We start from the raw sequence: 26,828 nt of genomic DNA, 5'->3' as shown, positions 1-26,828 counted from the left end.
TTCCTGGAGACTCCATTGATCGACTTCTACTCGGTCTCGGCCGAGTTCTACGAACTGGTCGCCACCCGGCACACCGCAAGCAGCGGGCCCCCGCTCAGCCGTGTACTCGACGGTGTCGACACCTCCTACGGCCCGGTGCTCGAGATCGGCGGCGGCACCGGACGCGTCACCGAGGTCATCGCCGCCGCGCTGCCGCACACCGAGATCATCGTGGCGGAGCCCTCCGCCACGATGCGTGCCGTGCTCACCTCACGGGTCGCCCGTGACGCCGATCTGCGCCGCAGGGTCACCGTGGTCGACGGCTCCGCCCAGGACCTGGCCCTCCCCGAGAAGCTCTCGGCCGTGGTCATCTTCGGCGTCGCGGGCCATCTCACGGCTCCCGAGCGTGTGTCCCTGTGGAAGCGGCTCGCCGCCCGCCTGCCTCCCGGCGCGCCCATCGTCGTGGAACTGATGGGCGTCTCCTCACCCCGTGTCATCCCGCCGGTGATGTCCCTCAGGGAGACCATCGGACGCCAGACGTACGAGTGGTGGATCGGCGGCGAACCCACCGAGGGTGACGCCATGCGCTTCACCACCACCTGGAAGGTGCTGCGCGAGGGCCGCACCGTACGCGAGGTGAGCGACAGCTATGTCTGGCACACCTTCGACGTCGCCCAGCTCGCCGCGGAGGCCGGGATGACCAGTCGCCGCATCACCGAAGCCGGCGGACAGGCCATCCCCGAGATCGGAGTCCTGGTCAAGTGAAGCCGACCCCGCCCGACCGCCGCCCGCGCCCCGCGCTGTACGCCCTGTTGCGGGGAGTCAGGGGGCGACTCGCCCTCGCGACCGGCCTCCAGGCCGTCGCCTCTCTCGCCGGAGTCGTCCCGTTCATCGCGGTCTCCCGGATCGCGAACCGTCTCACCGGTTCCTCCGGGGCCGACGCCGACGACCTCTGGCCGCTGGTCACCCTCGCCTGTGTGTCGGGCCTGGTCGCCCTGGTGTGCGGTGCGGCGGCCGGAGCTGTCAGCCATCTGGCGGACAACGACCTCCAGCTGGCGCTGCGCCGACGGCTCGCCCAGCACATCGGGCGCCTCCCGCTGGGCTGGATCACGACCAAGGGGACCGGCGAGGTCAAGCAGGCCGTACAGGACGACGTGCATGCCCTGCACACCCTGGTCGCCCACACACTGCTCGATGTCGTCGCCGTCCTGACCGCCCCCGCGCTCGCCCTGGTCTACCTGTTCACCGTCGACCCGCGCCTGGCGCTGATCAGCCTCCTGCCACTGGCACTCGGGGTGTTCCTGTTCAGCAGGGCCATGTCCGGAGCCGCGGCGCAGATGGCCGAGTACGGAGGCGCGCTGAGCCGCATCTCCTCCGCGGCCGTCGAGTTCGCCAACGGCATCGCCGTCCTGAGGACCTTCGGGCGCGGACGCACGGCGTACGAGCGTTTCCTGAGCGCCACCGACGGCTTCGCCGACTTCTTCGCCCGCTGGGTCCGCGCGACGCTCACCGTCTCGACCGCCGCACTGCTCGTCGTCTCCCCGGTGGTGGTGCTGCTCCTGCTGTCCGTGGTGGGAGCCGTGTCCGTGACCAACGGCTGGACGACAGGGGCCGAACTGGTCCCCTTCCTGCTGCTCGGACCGGTCGTCGCCGCCCCCATGGGTGTGGTCGGCCCCCGCATCCAGCAGATCCGCGCCGGGCAGGCGGCGGCGGTCCGCATCTCCGCGACTCTGGACACGCCGGTCCTGCCGGAGCCGGGGACGCCGAGCACCCCTCAGGGCCACACCGTCTCGCTGCGCGGGGTGTCCTTCTCCTACGACGGCCGCACCGACGCCCTCAGCGAGATCGACCTGGACCTCACCCCCGGCACCGTCACCGCGCTCGTCGGCCCCTCCGGGTCCGGCAAGTCGACCCTGGCCTCGCTGCTGCCCAGGTTCCACGACGTCACGGCCGGCACGGTCTCCGTCGGCGGCGCCGACATCAGGGACATCCCCGCGGGCGAGCTCTACCGTCATATCGGCTTCGTCCTCCAGGACGTACGGCTGCTGCGGGCGAGCGTCGCCGACAACATCCGCCTCGGCCGCCCCGACGCCACCGACGCGGAGGTCGAGCGGTGCGCCCGCGCCGCCCGTGTCCACGACCGTGTCATGGAACTCCCCGACGGTTACGCGACCGAGGTCGGAACCGCTGTCACCTTCTCCGGTGGCGAGGCCCAGCGGCTGTCCATCGCGCGGGCCCTGCTCGCCGACACCCCCGTCCTCGTCCTGGACGAGGCCACCGCGTACGCCGATCCGCACTCCGAGGCACTGATCCAGGACGCGTTGTCCGAACTGACACGGGGCCGCACCCTGCTGGTCGTCGCGCATCGGCTGGCGACCGTCCGTGGCGCCGACCGGATCGTGGTCCTGGAAGCAGGACGCGTCACGGAGCAGGGCCGGCACGAGGACCTGGTGAGCCGGGGCGGCAGATACACCCGGCTGTGGGAGGCCCAGCAGGCGGCCACGCCGTCCGGCGCCGACGCGATCCCCGCACCCCGCACACGGGACGACATCCGAGAGGGAAGCCCACGATGATCCGCCGTCTCTACAGAGTTCTGGGGCGTGAGGGGTCACGTCCGCTGAATGCCCTGCTCGCCCTCCTCGCCGCAGGCGCCGTCCTGCAAGGCGTCGCCTTCGCCCTGCTGGTGCCCGTGCTGCGCGCCCTGCTCGGCGACCACCCGGCCGATGCCTGGCCGTGGCTGAGCGCACTCGTGGCGAGCTCGATCGGCCACGCCGTTGTGCAGGGTGCCGCGCTCAGGGGCGGGTTCACCGTCGGCTCGCAGCTCTCCCGGGTCCTGCACCGCCGGCTCGCGACCCGGGCACACGACCTGCCGCTCGGCTGGTTCACCGCCGGACGGGCCGCCGAGTTCAGCAGACTGGCCGGACAGAACGTCATCCAGGTGATGAACATGCCCGCCCATCTGCTGCGGCCCTTCGTCAGCTCCCTGTTGACCCCGGTCACCCTGGTGATCGCCACCTTCTTCTTCGACCCCCGCACCGCGCTGGTGCTGCTGGTCTGCGCCCCCGTACTGCTGGCCGTACACATGGTGAGCACCGCCGTCATGCGCCGACTCGACGCGGGCCGGGACGCCGCGATCGGTGAAGCCGCCGACCGGGTACTGGAGTTCGCGCGGAACCAGCCCGTCCTGCGGGCCTTCGGCCGTACGGCCGAAGGCTACGTCGCGCTGGACGACGCCCTGGCCGCCCACGCACACGCGGACCGCCGCCTCATCGTGCGGGGACTGCCAGGACTGGTCTCGTTCGCGTTCGCCGCCAGGGTGGTGTTCGCCCTGCTGCTGGCCCTGGGTGTGTCCTGGCAGCTGGACGGTTCGCTGACCGCCCCCACCCTGCTGGCACTTCTGGTCCTCGCGGCCCGGCTGATCGACAGCCTCGCGGGGGCCGCCGACGTCGGCGCCGGGATGCGTATCGCCCGCAACAGCCTGGAACGGCTCGGCGCCGTCCTCGACGCGCAGCCGTTCCCGCAGCCCGCCGAGCCACGGACACCCCGGGGGACCGAGGTGGAGTTCGACGGGGTGGAGTTCCGGTACGGGGAGAAGGAAGCGGACCGGCGGGAAGCACAGCGCCCCGTCCTGACCGACATCAGTTTCCGTCTGCCCGAGCGTGGCATGACCGCTCTCGTCGGCCCCTCCGGGGCGGGCAAGACCACCGTCGCCGGACTGCTCGCCCGCTTCTGGGACACCACCCGCGGCACGGTACGCATCGGGGGCGTCGACGTGCGGCACATCGCTCCGGACGAACTCGCCGCTCAAGTCTCCGTGGTCTTCCAGGACGTCTATCTCTTCGAGGGCACGATCGAGGACAACGTCCGGATCGGTTCCCCCGACGCCGGCCGTGAGCGGCTCGCCGAAGCCGCGGCACTCTCCGGTCTCGACCGTGTGGTGGACGAACTGCCCGACGGCTGGGCCACCAGGGTGGGCGAGGGCGGCATCGCGCTCTCCGGCGGTCAGCGCCAGCGTGTGTCCATCGCCCGCGCCCTGCTCAAGGACGCCCCGATCCTCATCCTCGACGAGGCCACCGCAGCGCTGGACCAGGAGAACGAGGCCCTGCTCGCCGAGACGGTCCGCGCGCTGGCCGCCGAGAAGACACTGCTGGTCATCGCCCACCGGATCGGCACCGTCGTCCACGCCGACCAGATCCTCGTCCTGGAGGACGGCGGGATCACCGAGCGCGGCACCCACAGCGAGCTGGTCACCGCGGGCGGCACCTATGCCTCCTTCTGGGAGCAGCGCGCCCGCGCCCACGGCCGGCGGATCGAGGCGGCGTCATGACCACCGAACACGAGAGGCATCCGAGCATGACGACAGGCTCCCCGCACGACTGGGCGCAATGGGCGAGGTCCGTACCCGCACTCCGGTGCGCCCACGGCCTGGACATCCCCTACGAGGACCCGTCCGACGCCGCCGTACACCTCACGAAGGCCGGCCTGGCCGAGCAGTACGCGGTCTACGAGCAGGAGGGCACCTGGTACTTCGCGGCAGGTTCCGCGGTGACGCTCACCGCCGACGCCGACCGGGTCACCGCGAGGGCCGCCGGACGGACCTGGACCGCCGACGCGGCGACGCGGCCGCTCGATGTGTTCGCCGCCGCGCTCGACTCCCTGGCCGAGGCCGGTCACCGGGACCGAGGCTTCTACGGCTGGTCCGCCTTCGAGCTCGCGCACCTCCTGCACGGCGACCCGGCGGCGGCAGCCGGCACCGGACCCCTCCTGCACGCGCTGGTGCCCTGCGTGGAGGTGTCCCTCACCCCCGGCAGAGCCGGGATACGGGCCGTCGACGAGGCCTGGGCCCGCAAGGCCGGCGAACTGCTCACGGAGTTCCCTGCGCCCGCACCCGGGCCAGGACCTGTCGAGCTGGGGGAGGACCGGGCCGAACAGCTCATCACCCGCTCCACCGACGCCTACGGTGACGCGGTCGCCCGGACCGTCGCGGACATCAGGGCGGGCCTGTTGGAGAAGGCCGTCCTCTCACGGGCGGTGGTGCTGCCCACGGGATCCGTCGCCGACTTCGCCGCGACCTATCTGGCCGGCCGGCGGGCCAACACCCCCGCGCGCTCGTTCCTCGTCGACCTCGGCGGACGCAGGGCGGCCGGATTCAGTCCGGAGACGGTGCTGGAGGTCGGGCACGACGGCCGCGTCAGCACGCAGCCGCTGGCGGGAACCCGCGCACTGGGGGCCGATCCGGTGGAGAACGACCGGAGGCGCAGGGACCTGCTCACCGACCCGAAGGAGATCCACGAGCACGCCGTCTCCGTACGCCTGGCCTGCGACGAGATGGAGGCGGTCTGCCGCCGGCGCTCCGTCGTGGTCGAGGAGTTCATGGCGGTCAGGCCGCGCGGGTCGGTGCAGCACCTCGCCTCGCGCGTCACGGGCCGGCTCAGGCCCGGCACCGGGCCCTGGGCGGCCTTCGCCGCGCTCTTCCCCGCGATCACCGCCACGGGCTCGGGGAAGCGTGCCGCCCTCGGCACACTCGCGCGGTACGAGGAGGGGCCCAGGGGCCTGTACGGCGGCGCGGTCTTCCGGGGCAGCACGGACGGTTCGCTGGACGCCGCCCTGGTCCTTCGCACCCTGCTCGGCGAGGGGGACAGGACGTGGCTCCGTGCGGGCGCCGGTGTCACCGGCCAGTCCGTGCCGGAGAGGGAGATCGAGGAGACGTGCGAGAAGCTGCGCAGCGTCGCTCCTCACCTCAGATACGCGAGGTGAGGGCGGGGGCGGCGCGGAATTCCGCGCCGCCCCCGCCCCGTCCGTCCGCCGCTACTCCCGGATGGCCACCAGGACATAGCTGTTGCCGACCTGCCAGACGGGGCTTGCGGGTCCGAAGCCCGCCTCGGCCAGCAACTCGACGTGCCGGCCGAGCGTGACGGCGCAGTCCGCGTGGACGAAGCCCGGCTTACGGCGCTCCGCGCACAGTTCCGTCAGCTCGGGCTCGTTCTCGACGGCGGACCACCACGCCTCCCAGTCCTCGTGGTCGAAGGCGTGCCGGCGCTCGGCCCTGCGCACCCCGACGAACTCGGCGATCTCCGCGAACCCGGCGCCGTCCTGGGACAGATGGTCCGCGTTGATCAGCACGCCGCCGGGCCGTAGCAGTGCGGTGAGCTCCGCGTAGGTGCTGCGCAGTATCCCCTCGGGGAGATAGTGGAGGGCCGTGGTGGAGACGACCGCGTCGACCGGTCCCTGGAGACCGAGCGTGTTCGTCCAGCCCCTCTCGCCGATGACGGCCTCGACGTACCGGGCGGCGTCGGGGTGACGGGCGCGGGCGAGGGCCAGCAACAGCGGGTCCATGTCGACGGCGACGATCTCGGCCCCCGGCAGACGCTCGATCAGGCGCGCGGGCAGCGACCCGGGCCCGCACCCCAGATCCAGCACGCGGGGGACCGCGCGGCCGGCCGTCACATGCTCCACGACATCCGCGACCACGGTGAAGCGCTCTTCGCGATCGATCGCGTACCGCTGTTGCTGCTGCTCCCAACGGTCCACCCACAACTGGGCCGTCGACATGCTCACGCTCATCCTGCTGTACCACCCTCTACGCGCTCGGTTCCGTGCGGCGACCCCGAATCTACACTTGAAAACGATTGTCATCAGCCCTAGGGTCTCTCGTCCGGCCCTAGGCGAGTCCCGCGAGCACCTCCAACAACCGGTCTACCTCCTCCCGGCTGCTGTAGGCGTGCAGACTGACCCGTACGGAGCTGCGGGTCTCACCGCCCCGGCCCTGGCAGAGGCCGTCGGCCCGCACCATGAAGCCGTGGCTGAAGAGGATGAACCCGAGGTCCGCCGCATCGATGTCCCGGTGTCTGAACGTCACGATGCCGTGCCGCTGCTGCACGGACGACTGCTCGGCCAGGCTCAGTTGGCACCCCAGCACCTCGTACGGCGCCAGTGTGCGCAGCCCGTCCGTCAGCCGTGCGGCCAGCCGCACGGTCCAGCGCTCGATGCGCTCAGGCCCGGCCCGGTCCAGCCAGTCGAGTGCGGCCCCCAGGCTCGCGATGCCCACGGTGTTCGGCGTGCCGCTCCAGCCGAGCGGGGCGAAGGCGGCCCCGCGCTTCCCCCGGGACCAGACAACCCCGGATCCGGGCAGTGCCAGAGCCTTGTGCCCGGAGAACACGGCGAAGTCGACGTCCAGAGCCGTCATGGAGACGGGGAGATGGCCGACACTCTGGGCCGCGTCCATGCAGAGAACCACGTCGTCGCCCACCGCCCGGCGGACCCGGTGCACGTTCATGTCAGCGCCGTAGACATGGTGGACGTGGGTGACGGCCACGAACCGCGTACGCGGCGAGACGAGTTCCGCGAGCCGCTCCGTGTCGTAGTCGCGGGACGCGCTCTGGTAGGGCATCTCCAGGACGGTGACGCGGGTGCCCTGGCGGGCCAGTGCGCCGACCGCCTCCAGCCAGGGCGAGGCGTTCGCCTCGTGGTCGGCGAAGGGGACGATGATCTCGTCCCCTTCGCGGAGTTCACGGACGAGCCAGTCCAGGGCCACCCGGCGCAGCCCCTCGGTGGTGCCGCTGACGAAATGCACCGTCGAGGTGTCCGGATCCGGGTCGTCGAGGAACGCCTTGACCCGCCCTCTGGTCTCCTCGATCAGGCTTGTGGTCCTGTTGGCCCACGGGTAGGTACCTCGCCCCGCGTTCGCGTTGGAGGTCGTCAGGTACTCCTGGACCACGTCCAGGACCGCCTGGGGCTTCTGCGCGGTCGCCGCACTGTCCAGATACGCCAGACCGGGGTTGCCGGCGACGATCGGGAACTGCGCGCGCAGGGCACTGCTCCAGGCAGCCAGATCCTCCCCCTGCGGCTCGGGTGCCACCGGGATCACTCCCGCACCAGCGGCGCGCCCGCGTCACGCCAGGCGATGACACCCCCGGCGAGACTGCGGACATCGGGGTGGCCCATCCGGGTCAGAAGGGCCGCGTACTTCAAGGACTTCTCGCCGACGGGACACGCGAGCAGTACCGGCTGGGACTTGCTGAAGGGCAGCCCGCCCCGCACGAGGTCCTCGAACAGCTCGTCGACGATATTGACCGACCCCGCGATATGCAGAGCGGCATAGGCGTAGGGGCTGCGCATGTCCACGACGAGGGGCTTCTCCTCGGCCATCCATTTCCGGGCCTCGGCGACGCCCACCGCGGTGGCGGCGCTCAGCTCATCGGCAGAGACCGACCCGGCCGAATTGTTCCGTGGCCGCTGCCCCAGAAGCTCCGGGCGACGCTTCCTGATGTAACTGAGATAGCTCTCGACACGGTCGCACACGATGAAGACCGCGGTCGCGGGTCCGGTGAGCTGCGGCGCCGTCTCCCGAAGGTGCCGCACCGCGCCGAAGTATGCCGCTCCGCCCGTCGGGCCGGCCAGAATTCCGCATTTCCTGACGAGCGTCATCATTCCGTCGATGGCCTCGGACGAGGTGACCTTCTCCAGCGTGTCGTAGGTGAGCGGATCAAAGATCCCGACTTCCTGCACCTCGTCGATGTTCCTGATCCCCGGAATGAAATCCGACTTGTCCGCGACGAGTCCGACGACCTGGACCTTCGGATTGTTCTCCCGTAACGCCCGCGCCACTCCGGTGGAGGAACCTGCTGTGCCGACCCCGGCGATGAACCAGTCAGGGGCGCGGCCGTCCAGGTCGGCCACGATCTCGGGCCCGGTGCCGGATTCATGGGCCTGCGGGTTGCGCGCGTTGTAGTACTGATCGGTGTGGAGGTGGGTGCTTCCCGGTTCGCCGAGGCTGCGGTGGAACAGCGTCAGAGGGTCGTTCGAGTTCGTGGGATCGAGGCATTCGCTCTGCCCCGGAAGCTCCTCGATCTCGGCCCCCAGCAGGAGCAGCAGCTCCTTGATCTCCGGAATCTTCATCCGGTTGGTGACGCTCCTGAAGCCGACCCCGTGCATTCCGGCTATCGCGGCGAGGGCCTTCGCCGTGTTCCCGCTGGACAGTTCGACGATCTGCCCGCCCTGCTCGGCCACCGTGGAAAGACCCGGCCGGACCATGTTCCAGGCGGCCCGGTCCTTCAGCGAACCGAAGGGATTGCAGAATTCGAGCTTCGCGTAGAGATCGATGTTCCGCAGACCGTGGACGTGAGGATCGATACGCACCAGGGGCGTGTCGCCGATTGTTTCGATGATGCTGTCATACCTCATGTACGTCCCCTGCGGAGTGTATGGGCCAGTACTGATCGTCGAGTCGCCACTGCCAGCCGTCGGCGTTCCGATAGGCCGCCACCTTGCGGGCCGGTGGTCGTAGCTGCGCGTGGTGGGCGTTGAAGTCCATGCAGTATCCGGCGGTGTTGACGAACGCCAGAAGGTCACCTGGCGCCGGAAGGCGGGGGAGGAAGACGAGCCTGCGGGTGATGAGGTCGGATTCGAGGCACAGGTTTCCATGGAGATGGACACCGACGGCGGAATCCGCGGAGGCCGCCGTCGCCTCCCATGCCCGGTCCCGGTGCAGGACGATCGGATCCATGAGGATGCCGTGCTCCTCCAGGGCGCAGTCGTCGGCGTTCATCGCCAGGCGAATCGTGTGTGTGCCGTCCGTCTCGCGCCGTGTCTCCAGCACCCGCGCCAGAGTGAGCCCGCACTGGTCAAGCAGCGCCCGGCCGGGCTCGACACAGAGGTCGTACAGGTTCTCCAGGAGCAGGGTCGCCAGCGGGAGGCCGAGTGCGGGGGCCGGGCCGCGCAGCAGCTCGTCCAGGTAGCCGGCCCCGGCGACCGGGCGATGGGAGGGATAGAGCTCCAGGCTTCCGCGAAGGGTGCCTCCCTCGCTGCTCAGCCCGTACGAGTGATCGCGCCAGGCCAGTGCCTCGCGTCTGCCCATGGCCGCCAGGGTCAGCTGGCTGGTGTAGCGCTCCCACTGCGCCCCGTCGGCGAGGTAGCTGGTCCCGAATCCGCCACCGATGTCGATCACCCGCGGACGCATCCCCCGGGCCCGGCACGCGTCCATGGCGTGTACGCAGCCCTCCAGTGCGAGGGCCTTCTCATCGAGGCTGGTGGTGTCGAGGTGGTAGGAGACACCGACGACCTCCACCGCGTCGTGGAGCCGCTCGCAGGTGTCCAGGAGACCGTCCAGCTCCGACGCGGGGGAGCCGAATCTGCTGCGGTGGCTCAGGAACGTCACCGCGGTGCCGGAGAAGTCCGAGAGTCTCAGCAGCACACGCACACGGCTCAGTCCGTGGCGGCGCACCAGCGCGGCCAGTGACTCCAGTTCGGCCTGCCCCTCGACGTTGACCGTGACACCGGTGCGTGCGGCCAGCCAGAGGAATTCGGGCTCCTTGGGCCCGGTCGCACCGATGCGGTCCGGGGTGAATCCGCAGGACAGCGCGTGCCGCAGTTCGTCGAGCGAGGCGACATCCATCGTCGCGTCGGTCGTCGCCAGCCGGCGTACCAGCGCGCTCGACCTGTTGGCCTTGTGGGCGAAACTGATCTCCCCTTCCAGATGGTGGCGGCGGTAGACGGACCGGAACCGTGAGACGTTCTCCGCGATCCGGTCCGGCACGACCACGTTGAGGGGCGAGCCCAGCCCGTCCACGAGGCCGTGCAGGAAGCGGTCGGAGGTCAGTAAGGACGTGAGGGGTTGTTCGAGCTTCGGGTCGAGGAACAAGGGGGCGGCCAACAGCGGCACTCGCCTTCATCGGGATGATTGTCATATCCATAATGTCCAGGCCGGCTGACCTCTATGCCTGGCCGCTGTCCGATGTTGGAGAGCGAGGAGCGCCGGTGCGGGGGTCCGCACCGGCGCCCGTCATACCCGCTGGTGCCGTTCCGGTCACCTGCTGGTGCTGGAGCCGGAGTAGGGCAGCAGCGCCATCTCGCGTGCGTTCTTGATGGCCGCGGCCATCTGCCGTTGCTGCTGTGCGCTGATCCGGGTGACCCTGCGGCTGCGGATCTTGCCGCGGTCGGAGATGAACCTCCGCAGCAGATCGGTGTCCTTGTAATCGATGTACGTGATCCTCGCCGCGTCGAGCGGGTTCGGCCGGGTGGCCGGCTTGCGGGGTTCCTGGCGTCGTGCCACGGGTCTTCCTTTCGGGGGTCAGTGGACCGGGTCGAGAAGTGCGTCGAACGCGGCCGGCAGGGTCTTCCACGCCGCACGGCCCGCTGTGTACTCGTCGTCGCTCAGCAGGCAGGAGTCGAGCACGGCGATCAGTCCCTCCCGGTCGAGGCCGGGAGAGATGAAGACCAGGTGCTGGCAGCAGTCGCCGTTCTCCGGGTGCCAGTCCAGTGCGGCGGCGGCTCGCCGGACCGGCGGGACCAGGTCCCAGGCGGCGTCCGGCAGGGACGCGAGCCAGGGGCCGTTGTCCTCGACGCAGAGCGCGCCGCCCGCCGCGTCCCACGACAGCAGGGTGTCGGGGCGGTCGGCGAGCCAGAAGCGTCCCCGGCTGCGTGCGGCCGCACAGCTCAGCTCCTCCAGCGCGTCGTACAGGCGTTCCGGATGGAACGGACGGTGCCCGCGCCACACGAGCGTGCTGACGCCCGCCTCCTCCGCCTCCTGGGGCAGCAGGGCGCAGGCCGGATGCTGGCCGGCCGCGGCCGCCTCGACGTCGAACCCCGCGAGAGCCAGCTTCGTCAGCTCCCGCGATCCGGCCGCTGCCCGCGGCGCCGTCGGATGCAGCTGGCGGATCAGCGCGTGGTCCTCCTCGTCCGCCGCGTCGTTGTCCACGAGGGCCACCGTCGACGCGTACTCCAACTGCCTGGCCCAGGTGTCCCCGACGGTGCGCCGGTCCCTGGTCGCGGCTGCCAGACCCGCCTCGGCGAGGTCGTCGCCGTTGGCGAGGCAGGGGAGCACGAGGGTGGGGTCGACGGCCGTGACGACACCGCGCACCTGGAGCCGGCCCTCGCCGTGCGCGGCGATCACCTCGGCCATCGCTGCGGGCTCGACGGAGTCCCAGAGCTCCACGACGGCCGCTCTGGTCACTCCGTCGGCCGCCAGACGCTCCAGCTCGGGCATCAGATCCTCGCGCAGGGCGCAGCAGGCGCAGTCGTTCACCAGGGGGGCATCGCCGCTGGAGAGCACCCCTGAGGCGTCCCGCACGGTCCGGTGCACCGTCCCCCGCTGCGCCGTCGCCAGGTCGTGGTGCAGCGCGACGCTGTGGGGCACATCCCTCAGCAGTCCCTCCACGACCTCGTGACGCGCGTCCGCGTGCATACCGCAGACGATGACGACGGGAAGCGTGTGGTCGCTCGCCATCACCGGCCCTCACGTCGGCCGTAGCGACGCTCGAAGCGCTCCACGCGGCCCGCGGTGTCCAGGACGCGGGCGGTGCCGGTGTAGAAGGGGTGGCTCGCGGAGGAGATCTCCACCTCGACGACGGGGTAGGTGTTGCCGTCCTCCCACTCGACCGTGCGCTCGCTGGTCAGGGTGGAGCGGGTCAGGAAGGCGAAGTCGGCTGCCTTGTCGCGGAAGACGACAGGAGCGTAGGAGGGGTGGATTCCGGGCTTCATCGCGGTGTCCTCGATGTGGGGCGAGTGGGGTGGTGTGGTGTCAGCGCTCTTCGCGGAAGTCGACGTGGCGACGGACCAGCGGGTCGAACTTGCGCAGCACCAGGCGGTCCGGGTTGTTCCGCCTGTTCTTCCGGGTGACGTAGGTGTAGCCCGTTCCCGCGGTGGAGCGGAGCTTGATGATCGGGCGTAGTTCGTTGCGTGCCATACCGCTACTATATGGCAATGGTTTCCATTTTCAATATGGGGGCCGACTCGACGAGAGGTAGGGAACCCGTGTCCGCCCACTGTCAACTGACCGGCGCACAGCCGGGCTTCGGCAACAACATCTCCCACTCGCACCGGCGCACATCGCGTCGGTTCGACCCGAACATCCAGCGCAAGCGCTACTGGCTGCCCAGTGAGGGGCGGCATGTGCGCCTGGTGCTGAGCGCCCGGGCGATCAAGACGGTCGATGTCATCGGTATCGAGGCGGCCGTCGCCCGCATTCGGGCGCGGGGAGTGAAGGTCTGATGGCCAGGAAGAGCAAGATCGCGCAGAACGAGAAGCGCAAGGCGACCGTCGAGCGGTACGCCGCGCGGCGCGCGGAGCTGAAGGAGATCATTCGTCGGCCGGGCACCACGGAGGCCGAGCGGGCGGCCGCGGTCGGGGAGCTGCGCCGTCAGCCGCGTGACGCCAGCGCCACCCGGGTGCGGAACAGGGACAGCGTGGACGGCCGGCCACGCGGCCACCTTCGGAAGTTCGGGCTGTCGCGGGTGCGGATGCGCGAACAGGCGCACGCCGGATTCCTGCCCGGAGTGACCAAGTCCTCCTGGTGACACCCCGGCATCGATGACGCCCAACAGGTGAACCCCGTCGACCGGCGTCCGGTCGACGGGGTCCACCCCGGGCGCGGGCGAGGTCAGCCCTCGGGGAGCAGAAGTCCACGCTCGTAGGCCTTCACCAGTCGCTGCGGCACCTGGTGGACGGTGCCGTCGACCGTGACGGATACCAACTGCGGCGTCGTGGCCTTCCACTGGGCGCGACGGTGACGGGTGTTGCTGCGGGACATCTTCCGCTTCGGGACTGCCATGGGTACCACCTCTGTCGTCGGGGGCGAAACGCTACATGAAAACGATAGTCGCTACCAAGTGGGGTGGTGGGGGGTCCCCGGAGGGCCGACGGGGCAGGGCCTGACGCGTTAGTCCAACACCCGCTCCGCCTTTGTCCATGGGCCGTTCACCTCCGGCCACGCATCTTGGCGTGCAGGGAAGCCGTCCAAGCGTCAGGAGAGCGAGCATGCACGCACAAGATCCCGGACCGAGCCGCAGGAGTGTGGTGGCCGCCACCGCGCTGGCGGGGGCCGGACTGGCTCTCGCGGGCCCCGGCACCGCGCTCGCGGCGCAGCGGGAGACCGTGCTGCGCTCCCATGACCTCGAGGTGCGCGTCGATCCCGACTTCCCGCGCATCATCTCGTACACCGACCGCGCCGCCGGCGCCGTACTCCACGGGCAGGAGGACACGGTCACCTCCGTGCTGATCGACGGGACCGACCGCACCCCGCGGGTGACCTCGCGCTCGGGCCGGGACAGGGCGACGTACACCCTGGTCTTCGACGGCGGAACCGAGATCCGGGCCGAGATCCGTGTCACCGGCCGCCGGGTCGACTGGCGGATCACCAGGATCGCCGACACCGCCGCCCTGCGCGTCGGCACACTCCAGATCCCGAAGCTGGCGTTCCTCTCGGTACGCAGCGACCAGCCGGGCGCCGCGCTCCTCGCCGCACGGATCGACCTCGACAAGGACGGCAGCGGCGACACCCTGGTCGAGCTCACACCCGACACCGTGCCCGATGCCGCGCCGACGGGCTGCGCGTACGCCGTGCTCGCCCACGACGGTCTTGGCGGCGCGCTGGAGACCAACACGACGTACGACAAGCCCGACAGCGCGCCCGGTGCCACCTGGGAGAACGGGCGGCTGTGGCGTCAGACCGTCGGCAGGGACGGCTACGTCAAGGCGCAGCTCGCCTGCGGGCAGTGGACGCACCGTGCGGCGACCGCGCCCCTGGACGCCACCGAGCCTCTCCCGTACGCCACCGTGATCATCACCGGTGACCGCAACGGCGACGGGGCGGTGGACTGGCAGGACGCCGCCATCGCCTTCCGCGACATCATGGTCGACCCGCTGGGCGCGGACGAGCAGCACCTACGGGTCGTCCCGCACATCCCGTTCAACTTCGCCAGCCAGGCCACCAATCCGTTCCTCGTGACGCTCGACAACGTCAAGCGGATCTCCCTGGCGACGGACGGCCTGCGCCAGTACACGCTCCTCAAGGGCTACCAGTCGGAGGGCCACGACTCGGCCCACCCGGACTACGCGGGCAACCACAACGAACGCGCGGGTGGCCTGAAGGACCTCAACACGCTCCTACGCGAGGGACGCAGCTGGGGCAGTGACTTCGGCGTCCATGTGAACGCCACCGAGTCCTACCCAGTCGCGAACGCGTTCTCCGAGACTCTCGTCGACAAGAGCGACGAACAGTGGGACTGGCTGGACCAGAGCTACCGCATCGACCCCCGCCGTGACCTCGTGTCCGGGGACATCATCAAGCGCTTCAAGGACCTCAGGGACGAGACGGACCCCGCCCTGAACACGCTCTACATCGATGTGTTCCGCGAGTCGGGCTGGAACTCCGACCGACTCCAGCGGGCCCTGCGGGACCAGGGGTGGCAGGTCACCACGGAGTGGGGCCACGGACTCGAACGCTCCTCCCTGTGGTCCCACTGGGCCACCGAGACCGACTACGGCGCCGACACGTCCCGGGGTATCAACTCGCGGCTGATCCGATTCATCCGCAACCACCAGAAGGACGTCTTCGCCGACAAGTGGCCGACGCTCCTCGGCATACCGCGCACCGGCAACTTCGAGGGCTGGGTCAACAAGACGGACTGGAACACCTTCTACCAGCAGATCTGGACCGACAGCCTGCCGGCCAAATACCTCCAGGCGTACCCCGTCAGCACCTGGGGCGACCACACGATCACCTTCTCCGGCCCGACGAAGACATCCGTGGACGACACCGACGGCACCCGCCGCATCACCACGGACGGGCGTCTCGTGTACGCAGGGGGACGCTATCTGCTGCCCTGGGAGCCGCGCGAGGCGACCGACCCGGACCGGCTCTACCACTACAACCCGACGGGCGGCAGCAGCACCTGGCAGCTGCCACGCGGCTGGGCCGGCCGGTCACGGGTCGCGGTCCACCGGCTCACCGACCAGGGACGTGAATACGTCGGTGCGGTGCCCGTCCGCTCGGGCAGCGTCACCATCGAGGCCGAGGCGAAGCAGCCGTACGTCGTCCACCGGACCCGGATGCCCGCCACCCCGGACCCGGACTGGGGACAGGCGACACCGCTCCACGACCCCGGCTTCAACTCGGGTTCCCTGGACGGCTGGAAGGTCAGCGGTCCGGCGTCGGTCGAGCTGAGCGACCTCGGCGACTACGAACTGGTCATCGGATCCGGCGCCGCTGCCGCCGTCGGACAGCGGCTCTCCCGTATCGCGCCGGGCACCTATGCCGCGTCCGTGCAGGTGGAGGTGGGCCATGAGGCGGGCGAGCGGCGGCGGGCCGCGCTCACCGTCCGTACCGCCGACGGAACCATCGCCGAGAACTGGACGGAGACCTCCACCGCCGTCAACTTCGTCGCGGCGGACCGGAAGCACGACACCCGCTTCCAGCGCATGTTCACCTATTTCACCGTGCCGGACGGTGCGGGCCCCGTGGACCTCACCCTGCGGGCCGAGGCGGGGGACGCCAGGGTCCGCTTCGACAATGTACGGATCGTCGCCGCACAGCGCACCACCAAGGCCGGCGCCGTGGCCTTCGAGGACTTCCAGCACGTTCCCCAGGGCTGGGGCGTGTTCGTCAAGGGCGACGCGGGCGGCTCGACGGATCCGCGCACCCACATCGCTCAGCGGCACGCCCCGTTCACCCGGCGCGGCTGGAACGGCAAGGCGATCGACGACGTGGTCGACGGCACCCAGTCGCTCAAGTCACGCGGTGAGAACAGCGGTCTCGTCCACCGCACGGTGCAGCACACCGTCCGCTTCGAGGCGGGCAAACGCTACCGGGTCTCCTTCCGGTACGAGAACGAGAAGGCGGGACAGTACGCGTGGATCACCGGGGTCGACGCACCGGCATCCCGTGAACTCGACCGCAGGGAACTTCCCGTCGCCACCTCACCTGCCGTGCTGAGCTACGAATTCACCGCGCCCGCCGAGGGCGAGACGTGGGTCGGCCTGCGCAGGACCGGCGACGACGGGACGGCGGAGTTCGTCATCGACTCCTTCGAAGTGCGCGAGGCATGACGGCACCATGAGGCCATGAGGCCATGAGCACCGAGCCGGAGGGCCGGTCCCGGCGAACGGGACCGGCCCTCCGGGGCTTACGGACCTGCCCCTCAGCCGAAGGTCAGCAGGCGCTCGCCCGAGCGTTCCAGCTCCAGGACCCACACCTCGTTCACACCCTCGTGCAGCAGAGGCCCGGGGACATACAGCGAGTCCTGCGGCCCCACACTCCAGTAGCGCCCCAGGCAGAAGCCGTTCACCCAGACGAAGCCTCGCTCCCACCCCGGCAGGGCGAGCCCGGCGTCCCCCGCGCCGCGCACGTCGAACGTTCCCCGGAACAGGCCGGCCGCGCCCGGCTCAGGGGAGCGGAACGCCACCTTCCCGAGTGCGTCCGTCTCCTCGAACGCGTCCAGAGCCAGCCCCCGCGCCCGCACCCCGTGCAGGAACTGCCGCTCGTGCAGGATGCCGCCCGTGATCCCCTTCGGCTCGGCGAGCCGCGGACCGTAGTTGACCCGTCCCAGCGACTCCACCCACAGCTCCACCGCCGCCGGACCGGCCACCGGTGCGTCCAGCGCCGTGTACGAGCCGGCCTCGCCCGGTCCGCCCTCCAGCGACCCGGCCCGCGCCCCGTCGACGTACACCACCGCACGGTCCCGCAGCCCGGTCACCCCCAGCGGATACGGCTGACGCGGGCCCGGCACGTCCACCCGGTAGCGGACCACCCCGCGGTCCACCCCCAGCTCCTCGAACGTCGGCGGAACCGCCTGCTCGGTCTCCGGACCGCCCAGGGCGTCCATGACCTCACCCAGCGGTGCCCACTCCATGAGCTCCGCGCCTGCCGGACCGGCCAGAGCGGCGGGAGCCCTCGGTACGTCCGGCAGCGGGGCATCGCCCTCCCGGTGGGATGCGAGGACCTCCCGGAACAGCCAGAACTTCTCCGTGGGGCGGCCGTACTCGTCGATGGGGGAGTCGTAGTCGTACGACGTGATGACCGGCTGGAGCTCGCCGTTGTGCAGTGCCCCGGCACGGTTCGCCCCCGACCAGCCGCCGAAATTCGTACCGCCGTGCGCCATGTAGATATTGACGGACGCGCCGCTCCGCAGGATCTCCTCCAGCGCGGCAGCCGCGTCGGCGGGGTCCCGTACCACCGGCTCCGCACCCCAGTGCCCGAACCACCCGCACCAGAACTCCATGCACATCAGCGGCCCGTCCGGACGGTGCCGCCGCAGCGTCGCGAAGCCCTCCCCGGCCGCCGAACCGAAGTTGGCCGTCGCCAGCACCCCCGGCACCGAACCGCCCGTCAGCATGTGATCCTCCGGCCCGTCGGAGGTGAACAGCGGCACGGTGACGTCCAGCTCGCGCAGCAGCTCCGTCAGACGGCCCAGATACACCTGGTCGGACCCGTAACTGCCGTACTCGTTCTCGACCTGCACCATGATCACCGGACCGCCCCGGTCCGTCTGCCGCCGCACCACCTGAGGCAGCAGCCGCCCGAACCAGCGCTCCACCTGCCCGAGGTACTCCGCGTCCCGGGTCCGCACCCGGGTGCCGAGCGCCCCCGTCAGCCAGTGCGGCAGACCGCCGTTCTCCCACTCCGCGCAGATGTACGGCCCCGGCCGCACGATCGCCCACAGCCCCGCGGCGTGCGCCGCGTCGAGGAAGCGCCCCAGCGCCTCCACATCGCGGTAGGTCCCCTCCCGCGGCTCGTGCAGATTCCATGGGACGTACGTCTCGACGCAGTTCAGCCCCATGGCACGCAGCATCGCAAGCCGGTGCTCCCACTGGCCCTCGTGCACCCGGAAATAGTGCAGTGCGCCCGACAACAGCCGTACGGGCCGCCCGTCCAGCTCAAAATCCCGCTCACCCATCGTGAACACAGCCATGGTCCGCCGCCTCTCGTTCCTCCACCACCCCACCTCACCCCCTGGCGGCGGGGCGGGTCCATGGACAAAGATCAGCGTTGTTTGGACACAACGATCGGCGTTGTCAGGACACAACGGCACGTCGGCCGTTCGGGCGGGGAGGAAGCGGAAGCGGATGTACCACACCTGGATGCGCTATTTCACGCCCGGCCCCACCCACCACAGGCTGGGTCTCGTCTGCCTCGGGGTCGGCCTCCAGCACGGCACACTGCCCGCCGTCGGACCCCGCACCCTCGACCACCATGTCGCCGTCGTCGTCAATGCGGGCAGCGGCTGGTACCGCGGCCCCGACGGCAAGCACACCCGGGTGACCGCCCCCGCGCTGATCTGGCTGCTTCCGGGCATCCCGCACCACTACGGCCCGGACCCGGCCACCGGGTGGGACGAGAGCTTCGTCGACTTCACGGGCCCGGCCACCGCCCCGTACACCGAGCTCGGCTACATCGAACACGACCGTCCCGTCGTCCCCCTGTCGGACACCGCGTCCGCCCGCGCCGCCGTGAGCCGCATCGCCCGCGCCGCCCGGCTCGGCAATCCCCTCCTCGAAGTGGAGACCGGCGCCGCCGTGCACGAACTGCTCGTCGCGCTTCGCCGTGCCCGCGCGGACGTCGGTGCGGACGGAGACTCCGTGCTGGGCGCCCTTGCCCGCGACGCCTTCCAGCCCCTGTCCGTCGCCGAACACGCCTCCCGCCACGGGATGACCCCGGCCGAGCTGCGCACCGCCGTGCGCCGGGGCGCCGGATGCAGTCCCAAGGACTACCTCCTCGGTATCCGCCTCGGGCGCGCCAAGGAACTCCTGGTGGCCACCGAGCTCCCCGTGGCCGCCGTCGCCCGCCGCGTCGGCTACGACGACCCCGCCTACTTCTCGCGCCTGTTCACCCGCCGCGTCGGCATGGCCCCCGTCCGCTTCCGCGACCAGCAGGGCCGCGCGGTCCCCGGTGGCTGGAGCGACCGGATACCGGATCCCGAGCACCCTCCGACCATCGCGGCACCGCCGCCGTAGTCGCGCGGATCACGCAGCGGTTCACCGGTAGGGCAATCGGCCGGACACGCGTTACGTCCCTGCGTCGACGGGTACCTCTGTGCGGACAAAACGCCCTTGACGCTTCGGGAGACGAGAAACACATGCACGTGGGGTACAAGCTGGCCGCAGAGGCCTTCGGCCCGGCGGAACTGGTGAGGCAGGCGGTCCTCGCAGAGCGGGCAGGATTCGACTTCGTCGAGATCAGCGACCACTACCATCCCTGGCTCGACAACCAGGGGCACTCGCCGTTCGCCTGGACCGTGCTGGGCAGCATCGCGGCGAAGACCTCACGGATCGGTCTTGCGACCGGGGTGACGTGCCCGACGGTGCGCTACCACCCCGCGGTCATCGCCCAGGCCGCCGCGACTCTGGCTCTGCTGTCGGAAGGGCGCTTCGTCCTCGGGGTGGGCTCCGGCGAGCGCCTCAACGAGCACGTGGTCGGCAGTGGCTTCCCCGACGCGGTCAGCACCCGGCACGAGCTGCTCAGGGAAGCCCTGGAGATCATCCGTTTGCTCTGGAGCGGCGGATACCGGTCCTACGAGGGCAAGCACCTGCAACTGCGGGACGCCCGGGTGTTCGATCTTCCTGAGCAGCTCCCGCTGATCGCGGTGGCCGCGAGCGGCCGGGACTCGACACGTATCGCCGCGGAACTCGGCGACGGTCTCTTCGCCACCGAGAACAAGCCGGACATCGTCCGGCACTACCGGGACGCGGGCGGCAGCGGCCCGCGCTACGCGGAGGTGCCGATGGCCTGGGCCCCGGACGAGCACACCGCGGCCGCGGCCGCCCTGTCGACCTCGCGGTGGGCCCTGACCGGCTGGAAGGTCATGAGTGAACTGCCCAACCCGGTCAATTTCGACGCCGCGACAGCGACCGTGCGCGAGGAGGACGTGCTGAAGAAGTTCGCCTGTGGCGCCGACCCCGCCCGATACATCGAGGTGGCCCGCACGTTCGTCGACGCGGGATTCGACCGGCTGGTCATGCAGAATGCCGGCCCCGACCCCGACGGCTTCATCGACTTCTACCGGAGTGAACTCGACGGCCCCCTCCGACAGCTGAAGCCCGACGGCCGAGCCGCCTGACCGGGGTTCAGAGACGGGTGGCGTCGACGACCGCCCGGGCGAAGGCGTCCGGGGCCTCCTGGGGCAGGTTGTGGCCGACGCCCGCGAGCGTGCGGTGGTCATAGGGGCCGGTGAAGAAGTCTCGGTAGGAGGCACCGTCGTCGGGGACGGTGAAGGGGTCGAGCTCCGCGTCGAGGGTGATGGTCGGGGTGTGGATGTGGGGGCGGGCCGCGAGCTGCCGCTCGTAGCGGTCGTAGCGGGGTTCGCCGTCGGCGAGGCCCAGACGCCAGCGGTAGTTGTGGATGACGACGGCCGCGTAGTCGGGGTTGGTGAAGGCGGCGGCGGTGCGTTCGAAGGTGGCGTCGTCGAACTGCCAGGTCGGCGAGACGGTCTCCCAGACCAGCCGGCACAGGGCGTCGCGGTCGTCCGGCGTCGCCATGGCGGTGCGGCCCCGCTCGGTGGAGAAGTAGTACTGGTACCACCAGCTGTACTCGGCCTTCGCGGGCAGCGGTGTCTTCTGCGCCTCGACATCGGTGATGAGGTAACCGCTCACCGAGACCAGAGCCGCGACGCGCTCGGGCCACAGGGCGGCGATGATGTCGGCGGTGCGCGATCCCCAGTCGAAGCCGGCGAGCACGGCCCTCTCGATCTTGAGGACGTCCATCAGGGCGATGATGTCGAGCGCGACCGCCGACTGCTGGGCATTGCGGACCGTGCGCGAGGACAGGAAGCGCGTCGTGCCGTGACCGCGGAGGTACGGGACGATCACCCGGTAGCCCTGCTCGGCCAGGCGGGGCGCCACATCGACGTAGCTGTGGATGTCGTAGGGCCAGCCGTGCAGACAGATCACCACGGGGCCGTGCTGAGGGCCCGCCTCGGCGTAACCGACGTCCAGCACACCCGCCCGCACCTGCTTCAGGGCGGCGAACGAGGTGTGGGCGCCTGCGGCAGCCGCGGGCGCGGTGGGGCCGGACCGCCGGGAGGGCGCGCCGGCCGGTTCGGCGGCGGACGCGCCCCGCAGTCCGGCCAGTGACATGGCTGCCGTGCCGGTGCCGATACCGACCGCCCTGCCGAACACACGCCTGTTGATCATCCGAGTGACCCTTCCTCTGCCGAGTGCTGCCGACGGCCGCTGCCGCACGCCGACCCTGGCACAGCCCGCGTCACCGGTCAAGCAGGTGACGCCGAGGTGGATCGGTGTGGCGGGTGCCCTTCGTCACCGGCTTGACCGGTGACGAAGTCAAGTGCATCCTGGCTCTACCCGGGGCTGTACTCGGGGAGCCGTGGCGCAGCGCACCGCGCCACCCGGACGAGTGGAGACCGGCTGTGAAGAGCGAAGAGGCGCAGGGCGACCGCGCCGCGGCGATGGAGCGGCAGACGCGTTTCGGGAAACTGCCCGACCGCGTCCGGCACGAGCACCTGATCGAGGAGAAGGCCGCAGCTCCGGAGCGCGGCCCCGGCGAGCGTTACAACCCCGAGGGCTCGTGGAACTACTTCTCCTGCCTGGCCCTGGACCTCGGCCTGTGAGGAATCCGGCCGTGGGGGAGTGCCTTGCGGCCTCGGGCCGTCACTTGTCAGGATGGTGATGTGAATCTCGATCATGTCTTCGTCTGCGGAAACCCGGCCCTCGACTTCGCCGCGACCCTCAGGGCCCGCCGTTCGGCGCGCTTCGAGATGTTCGTGACCCCGGAGCGGCTGGGCGCCTGGTATCTGGAATCCGGCGTCGTCGACGCGATCACCCCTGCCCGCGACAGCGACGTACGGCAGGCGAGGGCCGTGCGGGAGGCGATCTACGAGCTGGTCACCGCCCGCCGCCTGGGGGAGAGGTTCGGCGGGGACGCGCTCGCCGTCGTCAACGCGGCCGCGCGCAGGCCCTCCGCCACACCGCAGCTCACCCGCACCGGGCGGCGGACCGAGGCGACGTCTGACGAGGCCCTGTCGACCGTCGCCCGGCTGGCGGTCGAGCTGCTCAGCGGGCCCGAGGTGCCCTTGATGAAGGAGTGCGGCAACCCCGAGTGCACCCGCGTCTACGTCGACCGTTCCCACGGCATGCGGCGGCAGTGGTGCGGCATGGACTCCTGCGGCAACAAGATCAAGGCGGCCGCCTACCGCGCGCGCAAGAAGGGCGCGCCCGCCTCTCGCGCTCACTGAACCGCCCCCGGCGAGACCGGCCCGACCGGTGGGATCGCCCTGGATCACGCCAGGTGAGGCGGTATTGGCCGCCGGAGCGGCACACGGTACTGTCGCTCTGATATCGACGACGGCATCATGGAAGCCGGTGGGAATCCGGCACGGTCGCGCCACTGTGGACGACGCAGCCCTCCGGGGGAGAGCGTCGCGAGTCAGACCCGGGGCCGTCGTCCTGTGCACCACCGAGTTGGGACGCGAACTCCCAGAGGAGGCCACTCCATGGCCCAGCATGCCGTTCAGCCGACAGCCACCGATCCTGTCGTGCCCCTGAAGTTGCCCCTGAAGGACATAGCCCCCTGGGCGGTCTTCTTCGGCATCCTGATGCTTGTCCTGCTGTACTTCGTCGGCGCGGAGCAGGGCGCCACAGCTGTCGTCTCGGGCGAGGGCGTCCACGAGTGGGTACACGATGCCCGTCATCTCCTCGGCTTCCCCTGCCACTGACGAGGACGGACACAGCACCCTCATGAACTCCGCAACTGTGAGAAATCTGCTCGTGCGGGGCATGCTCGCCGGCCTCGCTGCCGGCGTGATCGCCCTGATCGTCGCCTACTTCCTCGGTGAACCCTCCGTGGACAGCGCCATCGGCCTCGAGGAATCCCACGCGCACTCCCACGAGCACGAGGTCGAACTCGTCTCCCGCAGCCTGCAGTCCACCGCGGGCCTCGCCACCGGAATCCTGATCTACGGAGTGGCGTTCGGCGGCATCGCCGCCCTCGCCTTCTGCTTCGCGCTCGGCCGGGTGGGCCGCTTCGGCCCGCGGGCCACGGCGCTGCTGCTCGCGGGAATCGCCCTGCTCGCCGTGTACGTGGTGCCGTTCCTGAAGTACCCCGCCAACCCGCCCGCGGTCGGTGACCCCGACACCATCGGGAAGCGGACCACCCTGTACGTCCTGATGATGCTGCTGAGCGTGCTGCTCACGATCGTCGCGGTGATCGTGGGCAAACGACTCGCGCCGAAACTCGGCGCCTGGTACGCCACCGTCGTCGCCGTACTCGGATTCGCCGTGGTGGCCGGGCTGGCCTACGAGGCCCTGCCCGTGATCAACGAGGTGCCGGACGACTTCCCCGCGACGTTGCTGTGGCGGTTCAGGCTGTCCGCACTGGCCATGCAGGTCACTCTGTGGGGCGGATTCGGCCTCGTCTTCGGCGAACTGGCCGAGCGGCTTCTGGATCCGAAGCCCGCGGCGGTGTCCACGGGCACGGCGGTGACCGCCCCGCGGTGACCTGACCGACACGGACGAGAGGGCCCCGGACTGTTCCAGGGGCCCTCTCGTCGTACGGGTCAGATCACCGCTCGGTCCTCCGGGACCGCCACGGACGATTCCAGCGGGCGCCCGAGTCCCAGGTTCCAACGGCCACCGCGCCCACTGAGGGTGGTCGCGGTCAGTGGGGGGACGTCGAGCCGCCAGAAAGCCGCCGGGGGCGCGCCCAGCACCAGCGTGACAGCGGCCCGTACGACCTCCGGTTCCACGACCGCGAGGGTACGGCCCTCGGTGTCCTGCGCCGTTTCGAGCCAGAGCGCCACCCGCCCGCACAGGCTCTCGACCGACTCACCCCCGTGGGGAGCGGACGCGGGATCCGCGAGCCATCGCGCGACGGCCTCCGGTTCCGCCGCGCTGACCTCGGAGAGGTCCGAGCCACGCCAGCGGCCCACGTCCAGCCCGGCCAACTCGGCCGGCTCGGCCCCGTGGAGCCCGAGCGCGGTCGCCGTCTCCCGGCACCGCACCACGGGCGACACGGCGACACGCACCGATGTGGGCAGTGCGCCGGCCGCCGCGCGGGCCCGTGCGGCCCCCTCCGCGTCGATCGAGGCACCGTCGTCGAAGCGGGCCCGGCGCAATGACGCGTTCATCGCCGGCGAGATCAGGGTGACGCGACTGGTCACGTCGTGACCACCTACCGGCGACCCCGCGCACGCCGCACCAGCAGGACGGTGGCCAGCAGTGTGCCGCCCGCGAGAAGCTGATTGCGGTTGGCGCGGGCGAACGACGCCGCCCGGCCGGCCGTTTCCACCAGCGGATCAGGGGCCTTGTCGGCCGCGTACTGACCCGCCCGGGTCGCTGTCTGCCGTACCTGGGCCGCGGCTTGGGCGGACTTCTCCAGGACGGGGTCAGGCGTCTTGCCCTTGACGAGCTGGGTGGCCTGCTCCGCCTTGCCGCGGAGCTGGTCGGCCGCGAGGGCCACCCGTTCCGTGGCCTGTTCCCTCGCGGCGGCGGCCTTCTCCTTCGCCTGCGCCTTGATGTCGGCCTCGGCCGCCAGTGCTTCGGCGGTCCGCTCGGCCTGCTCGTGCGCCTCCTCGGGTTCGGAGGGGTCGGTGGCGCCTATGTCGGTCCGGGATTCTTCGCTCATCGGTGTGCCTTCTCCTTGATCTCGGCCAATTCGGCCTTGACGCCGGACCGCCAGGATACCGGTGAGGCCGGCGGTGCTCATGCCTTGATCGATTTGAGTGCTTGCTCCCATGCCTGGGGCAGCGTGCCGACCGCCGGCAGAGAGGTGTGGGAGGCGAAGGAGATCCGGGCCCGCCCCTGGTACGAGACGAGGAGGCACGACAGGGCATGTCCAGGAAACGTGGGCATGGCGGCCACCAGGTCCACGACCGGAGTGCCTCCGAAGGACAGGGGGCTCACACAGCGCACCGAGGAGACCACCCCCCTGCAGCACGCCCCCGACCCCATCCGCCTGCCCAGACCGTGCGCCACGGGGAAGGGTGTGATCCGCCGCATCGTCATGTCGAGTGCCGTGCGGAACCCGGACGTCTGCCAAGTGGCCATCTGCGCACCGGTCTCACGCAGGACGTGGTCCGCGGCTCCGGTGGGCAGCGCCAGACGCATCGGCGCGAAGTGGTTGCCCAGTGTCCGGTGTTCGCCCGGCTCCCTGAGATCCATCGGAACCACGACGTGGACCCGGCGGTCACCGGGAAGCGGCCACCAGGAGTCGGCGGCCAGCGCGAAGCAGGCGGTGAAGACCTGGGAGAGCTTGGCGCCTGGCTGCTTGACGGCATCCACCTCCACGGGATCGGTCACCGCATAGGTCGCCTCGCCCTCCAGGCGTGCGGTCGCCGGTGCGGGCCACGGGGCGGTGGGCCGGGCCGCCCGAAGCAGGGCGGCGGCCGCGGACGGAAGACGCGGCAGAGCGGAGGCGACCGCCCGGCTCATCAGGGGACGGCGCCTGGCCACCGGGCTGTCGCCGAACAGCAGGCCGAGGGTGTGAGAGACGGCCCCGCCGTCCATCTGCGTGTGATGGCAGCGAAAGACGAGCGCCCAGCGCCGGGGCACGAATCCTGTGACGATCAGAACGTCCCACATCGGCGCTCCGGCGGGGGAAACGGGCGGTCGTCGTCGGGCCTCGCTCATCAGCCCTTCGACACCGGCGTCCGCGGCCGTGGCGTCAAGCGTGAGCCGCGCGATGTGCTCGGCGACGCGTACCCGCTGCGGCTGCCAGACGGGGCGTCCCGCGCGCTCGGCATAGCGGTGCCCGAGGCCGGGAACCCGCCCCGCACGCGATGCGATGTGGGCGGCCACCTCCGCCGCGTCCGGTGCGTCGCCCTCCAGGATCAGTGCCGTGGAGAGGTACATCTGTGCCGCGTGGGTCAGCGGCGCCATGTCCATGAGCGCCGCGTCACCCGGCTGAGCCGGAAGGGGAATCCTCGACCGCATGAGTCCGTCACGTCCTGTCTGCCCGACCGGCTGTCTGTTCGGCCGGGTGTCTGTTCAGCCGGTTGTGTGTCCAACCGGACAACAGGCGTGGGGCCTTGAGGTGGCGCCCTCCGCGCACGATCGCCGCCGAGATCACTCGCGTAGGTGACAGGCACGACCGTTGACACCTCTCACCACCCGTCACTACGGTCACGGCA

Annotated in this window: 27 protein-coding genes and 1 riboswitch; of the genes, 13 read left to right on the top strand and 14 right to left on the bottom strand. The window is 70.7% G+C overall.

Going from position 1 to position 26,828, the window contains the following annotated elements; all coding sequences use genetic code 11:
- Positions 1–15 precede the first annotated feature (15 nt).
- Genes OG623_RS01255 through OG623_RS01240 form a run of 4 tightly spaced genes read left to right on the top strand, consistent with a single transcriptional unit; the run spans position 16 to position 5,736 of the window.
- Positions 16–744 (top strand): class I SAM-dependent methyltransferase, encoded by a 729-nt coding sequence (locus tag OG623_RS01255; protein WP_406151622.1) that lies wholly within the window; start codon positions 16–18, stop codon positions 742–744.
- Positions 741–2,552, top strand: a complete 1,812-nt coding sequence (locus OG623_RS01250; protein WP_406143460.1) for an ABC transporter ATP-binding protein — start codon at positions 741–743, stop codon at positions 2,550–2,552. The genes OG623_RS01255 and OG623_RS01250 overlap by 4 nt, the downstream gene beginning before the upstream one ends.
- Positions 2,549–4,306 carry an ABC transporter ATP-binding protein gene (locus OG623_RS01245; RefSeq protein WP_406143459.1) on the top strand — a complete coding sequence of 586 codons (1,758 nt, stop codon included), beginning with the start codon at positions 2,549–2,551 and terminating at the stop codon, positions 4,304–4,306. Before OG623_RS01250 ends, OG623_RS01245 begins: the two co-directional genes overlap by 4 nt.
- Before the next feature lie 26 nt (positions 4,307–4,332).
- Positions 4,333–5,736 (top strand): salicylate synthase, encoded by a 1,404-nt coding sequence (locus tag OG623_RS01240; RefSeq protein ID WP_406151620.1) that lies wholly within the window; start codon positions 4,333–4,335, stop codon positions 5,734–5,736.
- A 51-nt stretch (positions 5,737–5,787) separates the two neighbouring features.
- On the opposite strand, the gene OG623_RS01235 is transcribed toward OG623_RS01240, so the two are convergent.
- The 8 genes from OG623_RS01235 to rpmG form a co-directional block, all read right to left on the bottom strand.
- The gene (locus OG623_RS01235; protein WP_406143457.1) at positions 5,788–6,543 is read right to left on the bottom strand and encodes a class I SAM-dependent methyltransferase; all 756 of its coding nucleotides are present in this window, start codon (positions 6,541–6,543) and stop codon (positions 5,788–5,790) included.
- Between the two features lie 97 nt (positions 6,544–6,640).
- Positions 6,641–7,843 (bottom strand): aminotransferase class V-fold PLP-dependent enzyme, encoded by a 1,203-nt coding sequence (locus tag OG623_RS01230; protein WP_406151619.1) that lies wholly within the window; start codon positions 7,841–7,843, stop codon positions 6,641–6,643.
- Positions 7,843–9,162: a pyridoxal-phosphate dependent enzyme gene (locus OG623_RS01225; RefSeq protein WP_406143456.1), complete on the bottom strand. Its 1,320-nt coding sequence runs from the start codon at positions 9,160–9,162 to the stop codon at positions 7,843–7,845. Before OG623_RS01225 ends, OG623_RS01230 begins: the two co-directional genes overlap by 1 nt.
- The gene (locus OG623_RS01220; protein ID WP_406143454.1) at positions 9,152–10,639 is read right to left on the bottom strand and encodes a Y4yA family PLP-dependent enzyme; all 1,488 of its coding nucleotides are present in this window, start codon (positions 10,637–10,639) and stop codon (positions 9,152–9,154) included. Before OG623_RS01220 ends, OG623_RS01225 begins: the two co-directional genes overlap by 11 nt.
- 144 nt (positions 10,640–10,783) lie before the next feature.
- Positions 10,784–11,029, bottom strand: a complete 246-nt coding sequence (gene rpsR, locus OG623_RS01215; protein ID WP_406143452.1) for a 30S ribosomal protein S18 — start codon at positions 11,027–11,029, stop codon at positions 10,784–10,786.
- An 18-nt stretch (positions 11,030–11,047) separates the two neighbouring features.
- A complete protein-coding gene (locus OG623_RS01210) occupies positions 11,048–12,202 on the bottom strand; it encodes a CobW family GTP-binding protein (protein WP_406143450.1) in 1,155 nt (384 codons plus the stop codon).
- Positions 12,202–12,456, bottom strand: a complete 255-nt coding sequence (locus tag OG623_RS01205; RefSeq protein ID WP_406143449.1) for a type B 50S ribosomal protein L31 — start codon at positions 12,454–12,456, stop codon at positions 12,202–12,204. The genes OG623_RS01210 and OG623_RS01205 overlap by 1 nt, the downstream gene beginning before the upstream one ends.
- A 40-nt stretch (positions 12,457–12,496) precedes the next feature.
- Positions 12,497–12,661, bottom strand: a complete 165-nt coding sequence (rpmG, locus tag OG623_RS01200) for a 50S ribosomal protein L33 (RefSeq protein ID WP_203183923.1) — start codon at positions 12,659–12,661, stop codon at positions 12,497–12,499.
- A gap of 68 nt (positions 12,662–12,729) precedes the next feature.
- On the opposite strand from rpmG, the gene rpmB reads away from it, so the two are divergent.
- Together rpmB and rpsN are read left to right on the top strand one after the other, a co-directional pair.
- Complete coding sequence (gene rpmB / locus OG623_RS01195) at positions 12,730–12,966, top strand: 50S ribosomal protein L28 (RefSeq protein WP_406143447.1); 237 nt, start codon at positions 12,730–12,732, stop codon at positions 12,964–12,966.
- Positions 12,966–13,271, top strand: coding sequence for a 30S ribosomal protein S14 (gene rpsN / locus OG623_RS01190; RefSeq protein ID WP_406143446.1), 306 nt, complete (start codon positions 12,966–12,968; stop codon positions 13,269–13,271). The genes rpmB and rpsN overlap by 1 nt, the downstream gene beginning before the upstream one ends.
- Positions 13,272–13,354: 83 nt before the next feature.
- Here rpsN and rpmF read toward each other — a convergent pair whose 3' ends face one another.
- On the bottom strand, positions 13,355–13,525 hold the full coding sequence (gene rpmF / locus OG623_RS01185) for a 50S ribosomal protein L32 (RefSeq protein ID WP_406143444.1): 171 nt from the start codon (positions 13,523–13,525) through the stop codon (positions 13,355–13,357).
- Between the two features lie 206 nt (positions 13,526–13,731).
- On the opposite strand from rpmF, the gene OG623_RS01180 reads away from it, so the two are divergent.
- Positions 13,732–16,800 carry an endo-alpha-N-acetylgalactosaminidase family protein gene (locus OG623_RS01180; RefSeq protein WP_406143443.1) on the top strand — a complete coding sequence of 1,023 codons (3,069 nt, stop codon included), beginning with the start codon at positions 13,732–13,734 and terminating at the stop codon, positions 16,798–16,800.
- A 92-nt stretch (positions 16,801–16,892) separates the two neighbouring features.
- Here the strand turns inward: OG623_RS01180 and OG623_RS01175 are convergent, their stop codons facing one another.
- Positions 16,893–18,662: a glycoside hydrolase family 35 protein gene (locus OG623_RS01175; protein WP_406143442.1), complete on the bottom strand. Its 1,770-nt coding sequence runs from the start codon at positions 18,660–18,662 to the stop codon at positions 16,893–16,895.
- 154 nt (positions 18,663–18,816) lie between these two features.
- Here OG623_RS01175 and OG623_RS01170 point away from each other — a divergent pair, with 154 nt between their 5' ends.
- Together OG623_RS01170 and OG623_RS01165 are read left to right on the top strand one after the other, a co-directional pair.
- The gene (locus OG623_RS01170; protein ID WP_406143441.1) at positions 18,817–19,704 is read left to right on the top strand and encodes a helix-turn-helix domain-containing protein; all 888 of its coding nucleotides are present in this window, start codon (positions 18,817–18,819) and stop codon (positions 19,702–19,704) included.
- A gap of 122 nt (positions 19,705–19,826) precedes the next feature.
- Positions 19,827–20,807 (top strand): TIGR03557 family F420-dependent LLM class oxidoreductase, encoded by a 981-nt coding sequence (locus OG623_RS01165; RefSeq protein ID WP_406143439.1) that lies wholly within the window; start codon positions 19,827–19,829, stop codon positions 20,805–20,807.
- 7 nt (positions 20,808–20,814) lie between these two features.
- Here OG623_RS01165 and OG623_RS01160 read toward each other — a convergent pair whose 3' ends face one another.
- On the bottom strand, positions 20,815–21,879 hold the full coding sequence (locus OG623_RS01160; protein ID WP_406143437.1) for an alpha/beta fold hydrolase: 1,065 nt from the start codon (positions 21,877–21,879) through the stop codon (positions 20,815–20,817).
- 233 nt (positions 21,880–22,112) lie between these two features.
- Here OG623_RS01160 and OG623_RS01155 point away from each other — a divergent pair, with 233 nt between their 5' ends.
- The 4 genes from OG623_RS01155 to OG623_RS01140 all read left to right on the top strand — a co-directional run bounded on the left by OG623_RS01155 (position 22,113) and on the right by OG623_RS01140 (position 24,198).
- Positions 22,113–22,313 (top strand): hypothetical protein, encoded by a 201-nt coding sequence (locus tag OG623_RS01155; protein WP_406143435.1) that lies wholly within the window; start codon positions 22,113–22,115, stop codon positions 22,311–22,313.
- Positions 22,314–22,373: 60 nt separating this feature from the next.
- A complete protein-coding gene (locus tag OG623_RS01150) occupies positions 22,374–22,937 on the top strand; it encodes a CGNR zinc finger domain-containing protein (RefSeq protein WP_406143433.1) in 564 nt (187 codons plus the stop codon).
- 119 nt (positions 22,938–23,056) lie between these two features.
- Positions 23,057–23,134: riboswitch (cobalamin riboswitch) on the top strand.
- A 61-nt stretch (positions 23,135–23,195) separates the two neighbouring features.
- Positions 23,196–23,417, top strand: coding sequence for a CbtB-domain containing protein (locus tag OG623_RS01145; protein WP_406143431.1), 222 nt, complete (start codon positions 23,196–23,198; stop codon positions 23,415–23,417).
- A 22-nt stretch (positions 23,418–23,439) separates the two neighbouring features.
- Entirely contained in the window at positions 23,440–24,198 is a 759-nt protein-coding gene (locus OG623_RS01140) for a CbtA family protein (protein WP_406143429.1), read from the top strand.
- A gap of 59 nt (positions 24,199–24,257) precedes the next feature.
- On the opposite strand, the gene OG623_RS01135 is transcribed toward OG623_RS01140, so the two are convergent.
- From OG623_RS01135 to OG623_RS01125, 3 genes are all read right to left on the bottom strand, one after another.
- Entirely contained in the window at positions 24,258–24,860 is a 603-nt protein-coding gene (locus OG623_RS01135; protein ID WP_406143427.1) for a histidine phosphatase family protein, read from the bottom strand.
- Positions 24,861–24,871: 11 nt separating this feature from the next.
- Positions 24,872–25,324, bottom strand: coding sequence for a hypothetical protein (locus tag OG623_RS01130; RefSeq protein ID WP_406143426.1), 453 nt, complete (start codon positions 25,322–25,324; stop codon positions 24,872–24,874).
- Positions 25,325–25,401: 77 nt separating this feature from the next.
- The gene (locus OG623_RS01125; protein ID WP_406143425.1) at positions 25,402–26,631 is read right to left on the bottom strand and encodes a WS/DGAT domain-containing protein; all 1,230 of its coding nucleotides are present in this window, start codon (positions 26,629–26,631) and stop codon (positions 25,402–25,404) included.
- Positions 26,632–26,828 lie beyond the last annotated feature (197 nt).

The sequence above is a fragment of the Streptomyces sp. NBC_01012 genome, assembly GCF_045162755.1.
Taxonomy (GTDB): domain Bacteria; phylum Actinomycetota; class Actinomycetes; order Streptomycetales; family Streptomycetaceae; genus Streptomyces.
This window is presented reverse-complemented; position numbering and strand designations above follow the sequence as displayed.

What these genes read in the sequence shown, in the direction of transcription:
- OG623_RS01245 (WP_406143459.1), top strand. Translation starts at nt 2,549, where the DNA reads ATGATCCGCCGTCTCTACAGAGTTCTGGGGCGTGAGGGGTCACGTCCG.
- OG623_RS01240 (WP_406151620.1), top strand. Translation starts at nt 4,333, where the DNA reads ATGACGACAGGCTCCCCGCACGACTGGGCGCAATGGGCGAGGTCCGTA.
- OG623_RS01235 (WP_406143457.1), bottom strand. Translation starts at nt 6,543, where the DNA reads ATGAGCGTGAGCATGTCGACGGCCCAGTTGTGGGTGGACCGTTGGGAG.
- OG623_RS01225 (WP_406143456.1), bottom strand. Translation starts at nt 9,162, where the DNA reads ATGAGGTATGACAGCATCATCGAAACAATCGGCGACACGCCCCTGGTG.
- OG623_RS01210 (WP_406143450.1), bottom strand. Translation starts at nt 12,202, where the DNA reads ATGGCGAGCGACCACACGCTTCCCGTCGTCATCGTCTGCGGTATGCAC.
- OG623_RS01205 (WP_406143449.1), bottom strand. Translation starts at nt 12,456, where the DNA reads ATGAAGCCCGGAATCCACCCCTCCTACGCTCCTGTCGTCTTCCGCGAC.
- rpmG (WP_203183923.1), bottom strand. Translation starts at nt 12,661, where the DNA reads ATGGCACGCAACGAACTACGCCCGATCATCAAGCTCCGCTCCACCGCG.
- rpsN (WP_406143446.1), top strand. Translation starts at nt 12,966, where the DNA reads ATGGCCAGGAAGAGCAAGATCGCGCAGAACGAGAAGCGCAAGGCGACC.
- rpmF (WP_406143444.1), bottom strand. Translation starts at nt 13,525, where the DNA reads ATGGCAGTCCCGAAGCGGAAGATGTCCCGCAGCAACACCCGTCACCGT.
- OG623_RS01180 (WP_406143443.1), top strand. Translation starts at nt 13,732, where the DNA reads ATGCACGCACAAGATCCCGGACCGAGCCGCAGGAGTGTGGTGGCCGCC.
- OG623_RS01175 (WP_406143442.1), bottom strand. Translation starts at nt 18,662, where the DNA reads ATGGCTGTGTTCACGATGGGTGAGCGGGATTTTGAGCTGGACGGGCGG.
- OG623_RS01170 (WP_406143441.1), top strand. Translation starts at nt 18,817, where the DNA reads ATGTACCACACCTGGATGCGCTATTTCACGCCCGGCCCCACCCACCAC.
- OG623_RS01165 (WP_406143439.1), top strand. Translation starts at nt 19,827, where the DNA reads ATGCACGTGGGGTACAAGCTGGCCGCAGAGGCCTTCGGCCCGGCGGAA.
- OG623_RS01160 (WP_406143437.1), bottom strand. Translation starts at nt 21,879, where the DNA reads ATGATCAACAGGCGTGTGTTCGGCAGGGCGGTCGGTATCGGCACCGGC.
- OG623_RS01145 (WP_406143431.1), top strand. Translation starts at nt 23,196, where the DNA reads ATGGCCCAGCATGCCGTTCAGCCGACAGCCACCGATCCTGTCGTGCCC.
- OG623_RS01140 (WP_406143429.1), top strand. Translation starts at nt 23,440, where the DNA reads ATGAACTCCGCAACTGTGAGAAATCTGCTCGTGCGGGGCATGCTCGCC.
- OG623_RS01130 (WP_406143426.1), bottom strand. Translation starts at nt 25,324, where the DNA reads ATGAGCGAAGAATCCCGGACCGACATAGGCGCCACCGACCCCTCCGAA.
- OG623_RS01125 (WP_406143425.1), bottom strand. Translation starts at nt 26,631, where the DNA reads ATGCGGTCGAGGATTCCCCTTCCGGCTCAGCCGGGTGACGCGGCGCTC.